16 protein-coding genes are annotated in these 14918 nt (G+C 63.5%); 10 read left to right on the plus strand and 6 right to left on the minus strand.

What is annotated here, in order from left to right:
• The first annotated feature begins 122 nt into the window (after nucleotides 1-122).
• The 8 genes from EB235_RS10980 (at nucleotide 123) to EB235_RS11015 (ending at nucleotide 7912) form a co-directional block, all read left to right on the plus strand.
• Nucleotides 123-1376 (plus strand): sarcosine oxidase subunit beta, encoded by a 1254-nt coding sequence (locus tag EB235_RS10980; RefSeq protein ID WP_027030962.1) that lies wholly within the window; start codon nucleotides 123-125, stop codon nucleotides 1374-1376.
• 2 nt (nucleotides 1377-1378) lie between these two features.
• The gene (locus tag EB235_RS10985) at nucleotides 1379-1801 is read left to right on the plus strand and encodes a hypothetical protein (RefSeq protein WP_027030961.1); all 423 of its coding nucleotides are present in this window, start codon (nucleotides 1379-1381) and stop codon (nucleotides 1799-1801) included.
• Nucleotides 1802-1812: 11 nt separating this feature from the next.
• Entirely contained in the window at nucleotides 1813-2109 is a 297-nt protein-coding gene (locus tag EB235_RS10990) for a sarcosine oxidase subunit delta (RefSeq protein ID WP_027030960.1), read from the plus strand.
• A complete protein-coding gene (locus EB235_RS10995; RefSeq protein ID WP_027030959.1) occupies nucleotides 2106-5099 on the plus strand; it encodes a sarcosine oxidase subunit alpha in 2994 nt (997 codons plus the stop codon). Before EB235_RS10990 ends, EB235_RS10995 begins: the two co-directional genes overlap by 4 nt.
• On the plus strand, nucleotides 5092-5676 hold the full coding sequence (locus tag EB235_RS11000) for a sarcosine oxidase subunit gamma (protein WP_027030958.1): 585 nt from the start codon (nucleotides 5092-5094) through the stop codon (nucleotides 5674-5676). The genes EB235_RS10995 and EB235_RS11000 overlap by 8 nt, the downstream gene beginning before the upstream one ends.
• Before the next feature lie 60 nt (nucleotides 5677-5736).
• Nucleotides 5737-5967 (plus strand): hypothetical protein, encoded by a 231-nt coding sequence (locus tag EB235_RS11005; RefSeq protein ID WP_027030957.1) that lies wholly within the window; start codon nucleotides 5737-5739, stop codon nucleotides 5965-5967.
• A 76-nt stretch (nucleotides 5968-6043) separates the two neighbouring features.
• The gene (locus EB235_RS11010) at nucleotides 6044-6829 is read left to right on the plus strand and encodes a ThuA domain-containing protein (RefSeq protein ID WP_027030956.1); all 786 of its coding nucleotides are present in this window, start codon (nucleotides 6044-6046) and stop codon (nucleotides 6827-6829) included.
• A 33-nt stretch (nucleotides 6830-6862) separates the two neighbouring features.
• Nucleotides 6863-7912: a Gfo/Idh/MocA family protein gene (locus EB235_RS11015; RefSeq protein ID WP_027030955.1), complete on the plus strand. Its 1050-nt coding sequence runs from the start codon at nucleotides 6863-6865 to the stop codon at nucleotides 7910-7912.
• 149 nt (nucleotides 7913-8061) lie between these two features.
• Here EB235_RS11015 and EB235_RS11020 read toward each other — a convergent pair whose 3' ends face one another.
• From EB235_RS11020 to EB235_RS11045, 6 genes are all read right to left on the minus strand, one after another.
• Entirely contained in the window at nucleotides 8062-8310 is a 249-nt protein-coding gene (locus tag EB235_RS11020; RefSeq protein WP_027030954.1) for a DUF680 domain-containing protein, read from the minus strand.
• Between the two features lie 192 nt (nucleotides 8311-8502).
• Nucleotides 8503-9147 (minus strand): TetR/AcrR family transcriptional regulator, encoded by a 645-nt coding sequence (locus EB235_RS11025; protein WP_027030953.1) that lies wholly within the window; start codon nucleotides 9145-9147, stop codon nucleotides 8503-8505.
• 116 nt (nucleotides 9148-9263) lie between these two features.
• On the minus strand, nucleotides 9264-10040 hold the full coding sequence (locus EB235_RS11030; RefSeq protein WP_027030952.1) for an SDR family NAD(P)-dependent oxidoreductase: 777 nt from the start codon (nucleotides 10038-10040) through the stop codon (nucleotides 9264-9266).
• Complete coding sequence (locus EB235_RS11035) at nucleotides 10040-11074, minus strand: phosphotransferase (protein WP_027030951.1); 1035 nt, start codon at nucleotides 11072-11074, stop codon at nucleotides 10040-10042. Before EB235_RS11035 ends, EB235_RS11030 begins: the two co-directional genes overlap by 1 nt.
• Nucleotides 11071-11556: a MaoC family dehydratase gene (locus tag EB235_RS11040; protein WP_275451172.1), complete on the minus strand. Its 486-nt coding sequence runs from the start codon at nucleotides 11554-11556 to the stop codon at nucleotides 11071-11073. Before EB235_RS11040 ends, EB235_RS11035 begins: the two co-directional genes overlap by 4 nt.
• A gap of 39 nt (nucleotides 11557-11595) precedes the next feature.
• Nucleotides 11596-12411: an SDR family oxidoreductase gene (locus EB235_RS11045; protein ID WP_027030949.1), complete on the minus strand. Its 816-nt coding sequence runs from the start codon at nucleotides 12409-12411 to the stop codon at nucleotides 11596-11598.
• A 121-nt stretch (nucleotides 12412-12532) separates the two neighbouring features.
• Between EB235_RS11045 and EB235_RS11050 the strand changes: the two genes are divergently transcribed.
• Nucleotides 12533-13774: an acyl-CoA dehydrogenase family protein gene (locus EB235_RS11050; RefSeq protein ID WP_027030948.1), complete on the plus strand. Its 1242-nt coding sequence runs from the start codon at nucleotides 12533-12535 to the stop codon at nucleotides 13772-13774.
• A 55-nt stretch (nucleotides 13775-13829) separates the two neighbouring features.
• Complete coding sequence (locus EB235_RS11055; protein WP_027030947.1) at nucleotides 13830-14867, plus strand: zinc-binding dehydrogenase; 1038 nt, start codon at nucleotides 13830-13832, stop codon at nucleotides 14865-14867.
• Nucleotides 14868-14918: the final 51 nt, after the last annotated feature.

Here is a 14918-nt window from a genome sequence, read left to right on the forward strand (position 1 = left end):
AGCGCCGTCGCAAACAGCGCAAGGGTGGAAGCGCTGTTTCGCTAGTGATACACCTCGCGCGCCGGGGCTGAGTGAACGCCCCGACGCCATTTGCGAGACCTTTTCGGCGAGAGGCCAGGACGTTGAAAAAATATTCGGTATTCGCCATCGCCCGGGAGGCCATGCGCGGCCATAAAGGCTGGGAGGAACAATGGTCCTCACCTGAGCCCAAGAAGGAATATGACGTCATCATCGTCGGCGCCGGCGGCCATGGCCTGGCCACCGCCTATTATCTCGCCACGGTGCATGGCATCACCAATGTCGCGGTGCTGGAAAAGGGTTGGCTCGGCGGCGGCAACACCGGCCGCAACACCACCATCATCCGTTCCAACTATCTCTATGACGAGAGCGCGGGCATCTATGACCATGCGCTGAAGCTGTGGGATGGGCTCTCCCAGGAGCTCAACTACAACGTCATGTATTCGGCGCGCGGCGTCATGATGCTGGCGCACAATGTGCATGACATCCAGGTGCTGAAGCGCCACGTTCATGCCAACCGGCTGAACGGCATCGACAATGAATGGCTGTCGCCGGAACAGGCGAAGGAATTCTGCCCGCCGCTCAACATCTCTAAAGAAGCACGATATCCGGTCGTCGGTGCTGCCTTGCAGCGACGCGGCGGTACGGCGCGCCATGACGCGGTGGCCTGGGGCTATGCGCGTGGCGCTTCGGCGCGCGGCGTCCACATCATCCAGAATTGCGAGGTCACCGGCGTCAAGCGCGCACCGAACGGCGCCGTCATGGGCGTCGACACAACGCGTGGCTTCATCGGCGCCAAGAAGGTCGGCGTGGTGGCCGCCGGGCACTCCTCGGTCATCATGAACATGGCCGGCGTGCGCATGCCGCTGGAAAGCTATCCGCTGCAGGCGCTGGTGTCGGAGCCGGTCAAGCCGGTCGTGCCTTGTGTGGTGATGTCGAACACCGTGCACGCTTATATCTCGCAGTCCGACAAGGGCGAGCTGGTGATCGGCGCCGGCACCGACCAGTATGTCTCCTATTCGCAGACCGGCGGCCTGCACATATTGCAGCATACGCTGGACGCCATCTGCGAGATGTTCCCGATCTTCACGCGTATGAAGATGCTGCGGTCCTGGGGCGGCATCGTCGACGTCACGCCGGACCGTTCGCCGATCCTGGCCAAGACGCCGGTGCCCGGCCTCTACGTCAATTGCGGCTGGGGCACGGGCGGCTTCAAGGCAACGCCCGGCTCGGGCCATGTCTTTGCCCATACGATTGCCAAAGACGATCCGCATCCGATCAACGCACCCTTCACCATCGAGCGCTTCCGCACCGGCCGGCTCATCGACGAGGCGGCAGCGGCGGCGGTGGCGCACTGATGATGATGGCGCAGATGGCTGTCGCCATGCCGCTGGTGCTGGCGGGGGAACAGGGCATGTTCCATTTTCCTTCGGCGGACGAATTCCGCACGCAGCCGATCAGCCGCGCCGGAAACGAGGCCAACTGGCCGTTTACCGTCGATGACGGCATCCTGGCCTGCGTGTGGAGCGGCGGCCAGAAAGTGGTCATGTTCGTAGAGAACCGGCCTGCTGATCTCGACGAGGACGAATCATTCGAGCCACGTCGCGTCATCGTCACGACCGATCCGATGCAACTTACCATCGGCAACATGGCGTATCGCGATCTGTTTCGCCCGGCTGCAAGCGTTGAGGAGCGCATCCGGCTCGTTGCGCCTTTTGCGGCTATGGGCCAGCGGCTTTGCGACCAACCTGCCGGCGCTCACGTCGGCCACGGCGAATTGTAGGAACCAAGACGATGCTTCTCATCCGCTGCCCCTATTGCGAGGAAGAGCGCCCGGAGCTCGAATTCCGCAACGCCGGCGAGGCGCATATTGCGCGCTCGGCCAACATGGCTGATGAGAGCGATGACGATTTCGAAAAGTTCTTCTTCATCCGCTCGAACCCCAAGGGCATCATCTATGAGCGCTGGCGGCACATGCATGGCTGCGCGAGGTTCTTCAACGCTGTCCGCGACACCGTCACCGACAAGTTCGTGATGACCTACAAGGCCGGCGAGCCGAAACCCTCCAAGCTGCCGGGAGCTGCAAAATGAGCGGCGCGTTCCGTATCCCGAGCGCTGGTCGCCTCAGCCAGGCCAAGACCGCGCGGTTTAGCTTCGACGGCCAGTCCCATACCGGCATCGAGGGCGACACGCTGGCCTCGGCGCTGCTTGCCAATGGCGTGCATCTGGTCGGCCGCTCGTTCAAGTACCACCGGCCGCGCGGCTTCCTGTCGGCCGGCGCGGAAGAGCCCAACGCGCTGGTTCAGATCGTGCGTGACGATGCGCGCAAGACGCCGAATGTGCGCGCCACCGTGCAGGAGCTCTATGACGGGCTCGCCGCCAACTCGCAGAACCGCTGGCCATCGCTGGCCTTCGATGTCGGCGCGGTCAATGACATCGCATCGCCGATGTTCTCGGCCGGCTTCTACTACAAGACCTTCATGTGGCCGAAGGCGGCTTGGAAGAGTCTTTACGAGCCCAGGATCCGCGAAGCAGCCGGCCTTGGCGTTTCTCCGGACAACCCTGATCCCGACCATTATTCCTCCCGCTACGCGCATTGCGACGTGCTGGTGCTGGGCGGCGGTGCCGCCGGCATCGCGGCGGCACTGGCGGCGGCTGAGACCGGCGTGCGTGTCATCCTCACTGACGAGCAGGCCGAGTTCGGCGGTAGCCTGCGTTTCGAGAGCGGCGCGAAAATCGACGGCCAGGACGGTTTTGGCTGGGCGCAGGCGGCGATCGCCAGGCTGAGCGCCATGGACAATGTCCGCGTGCTGTCGCGCACGACGGCGTTTGGCTACTATGCGCAGAATTTCGTCGGCCTGGTCGAGCGCGTCAGCGATCATCTGAAGGCCCCGGGCCATGACTTGCCGCGTGAGCGGCTGTGGCAGGTCCGCGCCAAGCGCGTGGTGCTGGCTTCCGGTGCCATCGAGCGCCACATGGTGTTCGCCGACAATGACCGGCCGGGCATCATGCTGGCGGGTGCGGCGCGGACCTTCCTCAACCACTATGGTGTGGCGGTCGGCAAAAATGTCGGCGTCTACACCGCCAATGATTCCGCCTATGCCGCAGCGATCGACCTCAAGAAGGCCGGCGTCAATGTGGCGGCAATCGTCGACCTGCGCGACCATCCGACCGGACCGGTCATCGACGAGGCGAGGGCGCTCGGCATCGAGGTCAATTTCGGCCGCGCGGTGATCCGCGCCGGCGGCAAATTGCGGGTGTCGTCGATGACAGTGCAGCCGAAGAATGGCGGCGGCGAACGCACCATCCCGGTCGATGCGATCCTGATGTCGGCCGGCTGGACGCCGTCGGTGCATCTGTTCTCGCAGTCGCGCGGCAAGGTCGCCTTCAACGACGAGACCAAGCGCTTCGTGCCAGGCACCTATGCGCAGGATTGCGTCTCGGTTGGCGCCTGCAACGGCACTGACGGGCTGTCGGCATCGGTTGACGAGGCGTACGCCGCCGGCGCCAAGGCAGCCAGGGATGCCGGCGCAAAGCTTGCCAAGGGTTCCAAGCCGAAGGTCGATGCCTCGGAGAGCTGGTCGCGCGGCATGCTGGGTGCCGCCCCCGGCGCCGGACCGGACAAGACGGTCAAGGCCTTCGTCGATTTCCAGAACGATGTCACAGCCAAGGACATCCGCCAGGCGGTGCATGAAGGCATGCGCTCGATCGAGCACGTCAAGCGCTTCACCACCAACGGGATGGCGACCGACCAGGGCAAGACGTCCAACATGCACGGCCTGGCGATTGCGGCCGAGACGCTGGGCAAGCCTATCCCGGAGGTCGGCCTGACGACGTTCCGCGCGCCCTATACGCCGGTCACCTTTGGCGCGATCGTCAGCCATGCGCGCGGGCCGCTTTTCGACCCGACGCGCAAGACGGCGATCCATCCCTGGGCCGAGGCACAAGGTGCCGTGTTCGAGGATGTCGGCCAGTGGAAACGTGCCTGGTATTTCCCCAAGGGCGGCGAAGACATGCATGCCGCGGTCGACCGCGAATGCGTCGGGGTTCGCACCAAGGCTGGCCTGTTCGATGCTTCGACGCTGGGCAAGATCGAAGTGGTCGGGCCGGACGCCGCCAAATTCATGGAGCTGCTCTACACCAATCCGTGGGAGAAGCTGGAGCCTGGCCGTTGCCGCTATGGCATCATGCTGCGCGAGGACGGCTTCATCTATGATGACGGCGTCGTCGGCAGGCTGGCGCCGGACCGTTTCCATGTGACGACGACGACGGGCGGTGCGCCGCGCGTCATGAACCACATGGAGGATTACCTCCAGACCGAGTTCCCGCATCTCAATGTCTGGTTGACCTCAATCACCGAGCAATGGGCTGTCATCGCCGTACAGGGGCCAAAATCACGCGACATCATCGCGCCGCTGGTCGAAGGCATCGATTTGTCCGATGAGGGTCTGCCGCACATGTCGGTACGCGAGGGCAAGATCTGCGGTGTGCCGACACGGCTGTTCCGCATGTCGTTCACCGGCGAGCGCGGCTTCGAAGTCAACGTCCCGGCCGACTATGGTCAGGCCGTCTGGGAAGCGCTGTGGGCGGAGGGCCAGAAGCACGGTGCTGTTGCCTACGGCACCGAGGCGATGCACGTGCTGCGCGCCGAAAAGGGCTACATCATCGTCGGCCAGGATACGGACGGCACGGTGACGCCGAACGACGCTGGCCTAGACTGGGCGGTCGGCAAGAAGAAGACCGATTTCGTCGGCATCAGGGGCATGGCGCGGCCGGATCTGGTCGCCAAGGGGCGCAAGCAGCTGGTTGGTCTCAAGACCAAGGATCCGAAGGTCGTGCTGGAAGAGGGCGCGCAGATCGTCGAGGATCCGAAACAGGCGATCCCGATGAAGATGATCGGCCATGTCACATCAAGCTACTGGTCGGAAAATTGCGGCCGTTCGATCGCGCTGGCGCTGGTCGCCGGCGGCCGCGACCGGATGGGCGACACGCTCTACGTGCCGATGCCGAACGGGGTGATCGAAGTGGAGGTTACCGGCATGGTGTTCTTCGACGAGACAGGAGGGCGCCTCAATGGCTAAGGCTGGTGCAAAGAAGTCGGCTGCGGCCGCAACGCCTTCGGTCGAACGCCGTCCGGCCCTGGCTGGTCGCAGCACAACGGCGCCGAGCGTCAAGGTCGAGATCCTGCCGCCGGCGGAGCGCATCTCGCTGCGCGTGCCGGAGGCTTCGGTTGCTGCATTGTCAAAGGCGCTCGACCTGACCTTGCCGAAGAAGCCGAAAACCTCGGCGTCAAAGGCAGGGCGCACTGCTTTGTGGCTCGGCCCCGACGAATGGCTGGTCATCGATGAGGCTGGAAACGATCCGCTCGCCGATTGCACAGGGGTTTCCGCCCTGCATTCGGCGGTTGGCATCTCGCATCGCAACATCGCGATATCAGTTACTGGTGCCGGGGCTGCCGCAACGATCAATTCAGGGTGCCCGCAGGACCTGTCGCTCGAAGCCTTCCCGGTGGGCGCGGCCTCGCGCACCATCCTCGGCAAGACCGAGATCGTGTTGTTGCGCACGGCCGATGACGCCTTCCGGGTCGAGTGCTGGCGTTCCTTCTCAGACTATGTCTTTACTTTCCTCTCCGAGGGAGCACGCGACGCGGCGGTCTGATCCCGGAACGTTTTGCCGCCCGCGTCCGTTGTGCGGCAACAAGTCGAGGGAGAAGTGTCGATGCCGTCAAAGTCCGCGCCGAAGTCGCCGGTGAAAAAGACGCCCGCCGTCCGCTCGCTTGAGCATGAGCAGCGCGAAGCGCCAAGCGCCGAAGAGGAACTCGAGGAAGGCCTCGAGGATACGTTCCCGGCCAGCGATCCGGTGTCGATCACCGGCTCGGCCATTCCTGGCGCGCCCGCCAAGCCTGGCAAGGCCAAGACCGTCCCCGGCCGGAAAAGCCGCAAGCCCTGATTTTCCGCAATTTTGTCGGAGGTATCTTCCCAAGACCTCCGTGGATGCGATATTCAAAGCGCTTTGGAGAGGAAAAATGCCTATTAAAGCTGTCGTCTGGGGCGAGAACGTCCATGAGCAGACCAATGCCGCCGTGCGCGACCTCTATCCCCTGACCATGCATGGCACGATTGCGGCCGCGCTCAATCAGGACAAGGGCATCGAGGCGAGCACCGCCACCTTGCAGGAACCGGAGCACGGCCTGAGCGAGAAGCGCCTTGCCGCTACCGATGTGCTTCTGTGGTGGGGTCACGCGGCGCATGGCGAGGTCAAGGACGAGATCGTCGAGCGCGTGCAGAAGCGGGTCTGGGAAGGCATGGGGCTGATCGTGCTCCACTCCGGCCACTATTCGAAGATCTTCAAGCGGCTGATGGGCACGCCCTGTTCGCTGAAATGGCGCGAGGCGGGTGAGCGCGAGCGTGTCTGGGCGATCAACCGCGGCCACCCGATCGCGCAAGGCATCGGCGAATGCCTGGAGATCGGCGAGACGGAAATGTATGGCGAGCCGTTCGCGGTGCCGGAGCCGCTGGAGACGGTGTTCGTCTCCTGGTACGAGGGCGGCGAGGTGTTCCGCTCCGGGCTGACCTACCAGCGCGGTGCCGGCCGCATCTTCTATTTCTCGCCCGGCCACGAGACCTATCCGATCTATCACAATGAGGGCGTGCAGCAGGTGCTGCGCAATGCCGTGCACTGGGCGCACAACCCGGCGCCCGCATGGTCCGGCATTACCAATGCGCCGAACGTGCCGACGAACAAGGCCAAGGAGAAGATCGTGCAGAAGGGCCTGCGCCTGCATGCCGACGGCGACAAGGGCCTGAACTGATGGGGGGCCTGAGCTGATGGGGGACCTGATCTGATGCATCGCTTGCTCTTGCTCGGTACCGGCTGGATCGCCGGACATCATATCGAAGAGTTCGCAAAGGTTCCCGGCTGCAGCATTGTCGCCTGTGTCGACCAGCTGCCCGGCCGCGCGGCGGCGTTTGCCGCTGCCAACGAGATCGGCGTTTCTTTCGAGAGCCTTGAATCGGCGATCGCCTGGGGCGATTTCGACGCCGCCATCAACGCGACGCCGGACGGCGTGCACAAGGCAACGACCCTGGCGCTGCTTGCCGCGGGAAAACATGTCTTTTGCGAAAAGCCACTGGCGCCGAACCAGGCCGACGCGCTTGCCATGACCGAAGCGGCCGAGGCCGCCGGCCTCGTCAACATGGTCAACCTGACCTATCGCAATTCACCGGCGATCCAGGAAGCACGGCGTCTGGTGTTGGCCGGCGCGATCGGCGAACTGCGCCATGTCGAGGCGAGCTACAAGCAGAGCTGGCTGGTCAGCAAGTCCTGGGGCGACTGGCGCGTCGAGGACAAATGGCTGTGGCGCCTGTCGACCCGGCATGGTTCCACGGGGGTTCTGGGCGATGTCGGCATCCATATACTGGACTTCGCCACCTATGGCGCGGCCCAGGATATTGTCAGCCTGCACGCTGATCTGGTGACGTTTCCGAAGGCCGAGGGCGAACGGATCGGCGACTACGTGCTCGACGCCAATGACAGTGTGGCGATGACGGCACGGCTGACATCCGGCGCGCTGGCGACAATCATGGCGAGCCGCTACACAACCGGCCATGGCAATGACCTGTCGCTGGCGTTGCACGGCACCAAAGGAGCGCTCAAGGTCGAGACCGATGGCAAGGCTGCGCGGCTGTCGGCGTGCCTGGGAGAGGACGTCGATGTTCAGCTCTGGCGAGAGCTGGGCCTGCCGGATGCCAAGCGCAACGCCCAGCGTTTTGTCGACGCGCTTGATGCCGGGCAGAACGGCGACCCGTCCTTCCGGCGCGCCGCCGACATGCAGAAGCTGATCGACGCCGCCTTCGAGAGCTCGGCGACGAAGCTGCCGATCTCGATAGGCTGACATACTCACCTAGAGCACTTCACCGTTTCACGGAAACGGCGAATTGCTCTAACTCTTTTTCTTGACGCAATTCCAGACGCAAAACCGTCCACACTTTTCCTGGAATTGCTTTGCCGGCTTGTGCCGGCCAGAAGCGTCTGGCGAAAATATTAGAATACGCTCGGCACGATCCACGGGTTGATGCTGATGCCAAGGCGCGGGCCCTTGCTGTCAACGGTGTTTTCCGTGGTGCCCTTCTTCTCGACCGAGCCGGTCGAGGCGCAATCGAGCTTCACATTGGTCTTGGTGTCGACGCAGGTCGCAGCCGGCACCTGCTTGACCCGGTGGGTGGTGTTGGCGGCGAAAGCCGAGCCCGAAAGAGCCAGAACGGCTGCGAGGGTGAGGACAATCTTTTTCATGGTCGGTCTCCAGTTTAGCGCTTGAATCTTTTCCGTACATGTACGGTAAAACGTACAGATACGTCTGGAGACGCCGATCTTCAAGTCAGAAAACGTACACGTACGACAAATTTTTTTGAATGACGAAAATAGCGACGTACTGACACAGCAGCGCGTCACGATCCGATCGGGTCAGATGTCAGAATTACCCGCTCAGCAGTTGACCGGTGTTTCGGTCAGCGGCGGCACGTTTTGCGTGCTGAGCGAGGCGAGGGTGGAATCGCACATCCGCTTCACGAAAGCCTGCGGGTCGCCGAAGGGATAGAACGGAAAAGTGATCAGCAGCGATATGGTGCCGTGGCCCACCGCCCACAGCATGGTGGCGATGGCGCGCGCATCACCGTGCAATTTGCCCGCGGCGATGCAGGCCTCGACCCGCTTGATGAGCGCTTTCATCGCCGGGTTGCCCTCTTCCATGTCTTCATAGCTCCTGCCTTCCGGCAGCTTGGTCTTTTCGGTCATGAAGACGGTGCGGTATTCGTTGGGATTGCCGAGCCCGAAGGCGGCATATTCGGTCATGACGACCTTCAAGGCCTCGATCGGATCGTCGGACGGATGCTCCTCGATGCGGCGGGCAAGCGTTTCGAAGGCATCTTCGGCCAGCGCGAACAGGATGTCCTGCTTGTCGGCGAAATAGGAATAGACCGACATCGGCGCGTAGCCGACCCGCTTGGCCAGCTTGCGGATGGTCAGGCCATCATAGCCTTCTTCCTGGACGAGCTTATGCGCGGCTTCGACCAGTTCGGAGCGCAGTTCGGCCTTTTGTTTCTCGCGGCGTGTCTGGACGCTTTGCGGCACGTCTGGTGCCTTTCTTCGGTGTCTGGGGTTGGTGCCTGGCTAAATTATATACGCTGTACGGGAACGGACAAGGGCGCGGGAAGTTCCCACGCGGCATCTGGCTGGATCGCCAGGGGTCAGATCGCGCCGACGCCGCCGTCGATGGCCAGTGCATGGCCGGTCATGAAGGAGTTGGCCGGGTCGGCGGCGAACAGGATCGCGGTGATGATCTCGTCGACTTCCGCTACCCGCTTCATCGGCATGCCACGTGTCAGTTCCGCCAGCGCTTCAGCCTCCGGCGCGCCGGAAACGCGGACAAACCCGTCCACCATGGCGGTTCTCGTGTGAGCGGGGCAAATGGCGTTGATCCGCACACCCTTGGTCGCGTATTCGGCGGCCGCCGATTTGGTCAACCCGACAACGCCATGCTTGGCGGCGGCATAGACCGAAAGTTTTGGCGCGCCAACCAGGCCTGCAACCGAGGCGATGTTGACGATGGCGCCCCCCTTGGCCGTGGCCTTGAACTGCCGCTCCATCTGCGGGATCTGGTGCTTCATGGCGTAGAAGACGCCGAACAGGTCAATTTCCAGCACGCGGCGGGCTTCGTCTGACGGGACCTGCGGCAGGCGCACGAAACTCTGGACGATGCCGGCATTGTTGATGGCGACATCCAAGCGGCCGAATTTTTCGACCGCCAGCCTGACCAGATCCTCGGACAGTTTCTCATCCGCTATGTTGCCGGCAAGGATCGCTGTCTCGGCCGGCAAGGAAGCAGCAAGATCGGCGAGCGCCTTTTCATCGATATCCGACAGCACCAGCCGCGCGCCCTCGGCGGCAAAGCCTTTCGCGGCACCCCGGCCGAGCCCGCCGGCGGCACCCGTGATCAGCACCGTTGCTCCGTCAAAACGGGCCATCACGTCTCCTTATCGATCAGTCTTGCGGCAAGATGCGAAAGCAGCTTCACCGCTTCGCCATAGGTTCTGGCCTTTTCGGGATTGGAGGCATTGCCGTCCAGCGCGCGCTTGTAGACGCCCTGGCAGATTGCCGCCAACCGGAAGAAGCAGAAAGCGAGGAAGAAGGTCCAGTTGTCGATGCCAGTGAGCCCGCGCCGCCGGCAATAGGCGGCGACATACTCTTCTTCGGTGGGCAGGCCGATTGCGGCGCGGTCAACGCCGCCCAGGCCGCGAAAGCCCGATGCGTGCGGCAGGCGCCATTGCATGCATTGATAGGCGATGTCGGCGAACGGATGGCCAAGCGTCGACAGCTCCCAGTCGAGCACCGCGATGACCCTTGGCTGGTCCGGCGCAAAGATCAGATTGTCCAGCCGGTAGTCGCCATGGACCAGCGATACCAGGCCGTCATCGGCGGGCCTGTGCGTTTCCAGCCAGGCAATCAGCCGGTCCATGTCGGCTATGGCGCCGGTCTCCGAGGCGCGATACTGGCTGGTCCAGCGCGCCAGCTGTCGCTCGAAATAATTGCCCGGCCGGCCGAAATCCGAGAGGCCCACGGCCTCGACATCGATATCGTGCAGGGCCGCGAGCGTGCTGTTCATGGCGTCGTAGATCGCGGCGCGTTCATTGTTGTCGCGCGCCTCAGGCAGTGCCGGATCCCAGAAGATGCGGCCGTCGAGGAAGTCCATGACATAGAACATGCGACCGATCGGCGAGTCTTCGGCCGACAGATGCAGCATTGCCGGCACCGGCACCGCGGTGCCGGCAAGCGCCTTCATCACGGTGAACTCGCGGTCGACCTGATGCGCCGATTTCAGCAACTGGCCCGGCGGCTTGGCGCGCAGCACATAGCGGCCACTGGCCGCCGTGATGAGATAGGTCGGGTTCGACTGGCCGGATTTGAACTTTTCGATTGCAGCAAGCTCGGAAAAGCCCGGGATTTCCGCCTCGAGATAAGGCGCAAGTGCCGCCTGGTCGAGCGCGTTCGGGTCGCTCATGCGGTCTCGGGCTGGCGTTCGATCAAGGTGAGCGTCAGCCAGCGGGCGGTCAGCGCCGGCTTCTTCGAACCCTCGATCTCGATCGTCACGTCATGCGCCGTCTGCACCCAGCCCGACGGCCTGACCTTGACGTCGGCCAGCACGAAATGGGTGCGGATGCGCGCGCCGGTCTTTACCGGCGCCAGGAAGCGCAGCGAATCGAAACCATGGTTGACGCCCATCTTGCCGTTTTCCAGCGGCGGCATGGTTTCGAACGTCATTGCCGAGAGCAGCGACAGCGACAGAAAGCCATGCGCGATGGTGCCGCCGAACGGCGTCTCGCGCTTGGCCCGCTCCGGGTCACAGTGGATGAACTGGTGGTCGTCGGTGGCGTCGGCGAACTGGTCGATCATGCGCTGCGTCACCACCCGCCATGGCGAGATGCCAACCTCCTTGCCGACACTGGCCAGAAGCACATCGAGACTGATTGGTTCCACGCGCATGTCCTCCAGTTCACCACCGGCTTCTGCGGCCGGAAAATGTCATTCCTTGAACAAGGTCAACCCATGCTGCACCGACTGCCCGCCGTCGATCGGCAGGATGGCGCCGGTGACATAGCTGCCCGCACGGCTGCACAAATAGAGCGTTGCGCCGGCAATGTCATCCGCTGTGCCGATACGGCCGATCGGAACATGGCTGCCGACATGTTTGGCCTGTTCATCCGTACCGGTGGCAAACGCCGTCATGCGGCTCTGGAAGGGCCCGGGAGCGAAGGCATTGACGGTGATGCGGCGGGCCGCGAATTCGAGCGCAAGCGTGCGCGTCAGATGATGCACCGCGGCCTTCGAGGCGGTATAGGAATAGGCGTCGTCGGCCAGCGGCTGCGTGCCCATCACCGAACCCAGATTGATCACACGGGCCGGATCGGCATCGCTGGCGGCGGCTTCGAGCAGCGGCAGCAATTCGCGCGTCAGATGGAAAACGGCGGTGACATTGACGCCAAAGACTTTCGCCCATGCCGAATAAGGGAAGCTTTCCAGCGGCGCGCCCCAGGAAACGCCGGCATTGTTGACCAGAATATCAAGCCTGTCGGTGCGTGCCTTGACCTCGGCAACGAGCGCGGCAATGCCGGCCTCACTGGAGACATCGCCGGCGAAGCCATCGGCCCGGCCTGACGCGCCAAGCCCGTTCAGCTCGGCGGCGACCTTGATACAATCCTCGCCCTTGCGCGAAGCGATAATGACGCTGGCGCCGGCTTTGACCAGCGCGGTCGCCGCCATGCGGCCGATGCCGGTCGCCGCGCCCGTCACCAGCGCTGTCTTGCCGGTCACCGAAAACAGCTCGTCGAGATAGGCCATACCAATCCTCCGCGCTTCGCCGCGGTATCTGGGCAAAGAGTTCGCGTTGACAAGGCTATCCGAAGTACGGTCATCCTTGCCACTGACAAAATGCCTGGCCTCTATGAAGGGTTAGCGACCGATGACAGAGATGAATCTCGGCATGACCGAGCGGCTGAAGCCGATCCACGCCCGCGTCGCGGCCATGGTGCGCGACGAGATCATGCCGCTCGACCATGAGTTCCTGAGCGAAGTCGGCAAGGCAGGCGACCGCTGGATCTACAGCGCGCGCCAGAGCGAAATCCTCGAAGGGCTGAAGAAGACCGCAAGGGAGCGCGGCCTGTGGAATTTCTGGCTGACCGGCTCGGAACGCGGCTACGGCCTGTCCACAGTCGAATATGCCTATCTCGCCGAGGAAATGGGCAAGGCGCATCTCGGCGCCGAAACCTTCAACTGCTCGGCGCCCGACACCGGCAATATGGAGGTGCTGGAGCGCTATGGCTCGGACGAGCACAAGAAAACGTGGCTTGAACCGCTTCTGGACGGAAGAATCCGCTCGGCCTATCTGATGACCGAGCCGGACGTCGCCTCGTCCGACGCCACCAACATTGCGATGCGTTGCGAGCGCCAGGGCGACGACTATGTGCTCAATGGCGAGAAATGGTGGGCGTCCGGCGCCGGCGATCCGCGCTGCGCCATCTACATCGTCATGGTGCGGACCGGCGGCGCGGAAGAAGCGCAGCACCGGCGGCACTCGATGATCCTGGTGCCGTCGGATGCAAAAGGCGTCACCAAGGTCCGGGCCATGCAGGTCTATGGCGATGACGACGCGCCGCATGGCCACATGCACCTTCGCTTCGACAATGTCCTGATACCCGCATCGAACCTGATCCTTGGCGAGGGCAAGGGGTTCGAGATCGCGCAAGGCCGGCTTGGTCCCGGTCGCATCCATCACTGCATGCGCGCCATCGGCCAGGCCGAGATGGCGCTGGAGTTGCTGTGCCAACGTTCGGTGCGCCGCGAAGCCTTCGGCAATAAGCTGGCAAAACTCGGCGCCAATTTCGACATCATCGCCGAATGCCGCATGGAGATCGAGATGGCTCGCCTGCTCTGCATCAAGGCGGCGTGGATGATCGACCAGGGCGATGCGCGCGCCGCTGCCCCTTGGATCAGCCAGATCAAGGTGATCGCGCCGCGCGTCGCGCTCAAGGTCACAGACGAGGCCGTGCAGATGTTCGGCGCGCAAGGCATCAGCCAGGACACGCCGCTGGCGCGCTCGTGGACGCATCTGAGGACATTGCGTCTCGCCGACGGGCCAGACGCCGTGCACCGCCGGCAGGTGGCGCGGACGGAGCTGAAAAAATACACGCAGGAGAAGATCTGAGCCGCAGATCGGGCTGCGGCCGCGGTTTTCCGCTGACAACCAAGGAGTGTCACCCATGACGATCCCCTCCGAAATGAAAGCGCTGCTGCTTGTCGGCGACGGCTATACCAGAACGCCGAGCGGCAGCGCGCTGGAAGCGATGGAGCCTTATCTGGGGCCGGGCAGCATCGCGGTGCCGGCGCCCGGACCGAGCCAGGTGCTGATCAAGGTCAGCCTCGCTTCGATCAATCCGTCCGATGTCGCCTTCATCAAGGGCCAGTATGGCCAGCCACGCGCCAAGGGCCGGCCGGCCGGCTTCGAGGGGGTCGGCACCGTCGTCGCCAGCGGCGACGAGCCCTATCCCAAAAGCCTCGTCGGCAAGCGCGTCGCCTTTGCCACCGGCGTCACCAACTGGGGTTCATGGGCCGACTATGCCGTTGCCGAGGCGGCGGCCTGCATACCGCTGCTTGACACGGTGCGCGACGAGGATGGCGCGGCGATGATCGTCAATCCGCTCACCGCGATCGCCATGTTCGATATCGTCAAACAGGAGGGCGAAAAGGCCTTCGTCATGACCGCCGGCGCCAGCCAGCTCTGCAAGCTGATCATCGGCCTGGCCAAGGAAGAGGGCTTTCGACCAATCGTCACCGTGCGCCGCGATGAGCAGATCGGGCTTCTGAAAGAGATCGGCGCTGCCCATGTGCTCAACGAGAAAGCGCCGGATTTCGAGGCCACGCTGCGCGAGGTGATGAAGGCCGAACAGCCGCGCATCTTCCTCGATGCGGTCACCGGGCCGCTGGCCTCGGCCATCTTCCATGCGATGCCGAAACGGGCGCGCTGGATCATCTATGGCCGGCTCGACACGGACGCCACCATCATCCGCGAACCCGGCCAGCTGATCTTCCAGCACAAGCATATCGAGGGTTTCTGGCTGAGCGAATGGATGCGGCAGTCTAGAGATCGGCGCGGTCCGGCGATCATGGAAGCGCAAAAGCGTTTCTCCGACGGGCGCTGGTCGACCGATGTGACGGCGATCGTGCCGCTCGCCGAGGCGATCGCGCGGGTGCCGGCGGAACTGGCCAAGCCCAACGGCAAGGTGTTCATCAAACCCTAAAAACGCGAGATACGCAGCTTTCAGCAGGCTCGTGACGATCAACGGAAGGAC

It is taken from the genome of Mesorhizobium loti R88b (genome assembly GCF_013170845.1).
GTDB lineage: Bacteria > Pseudomonadota > Alphaproteobacteria > Rhizobiales > Rhizobiaceae > Mesorhizobium > Mesorhizobium loti_B.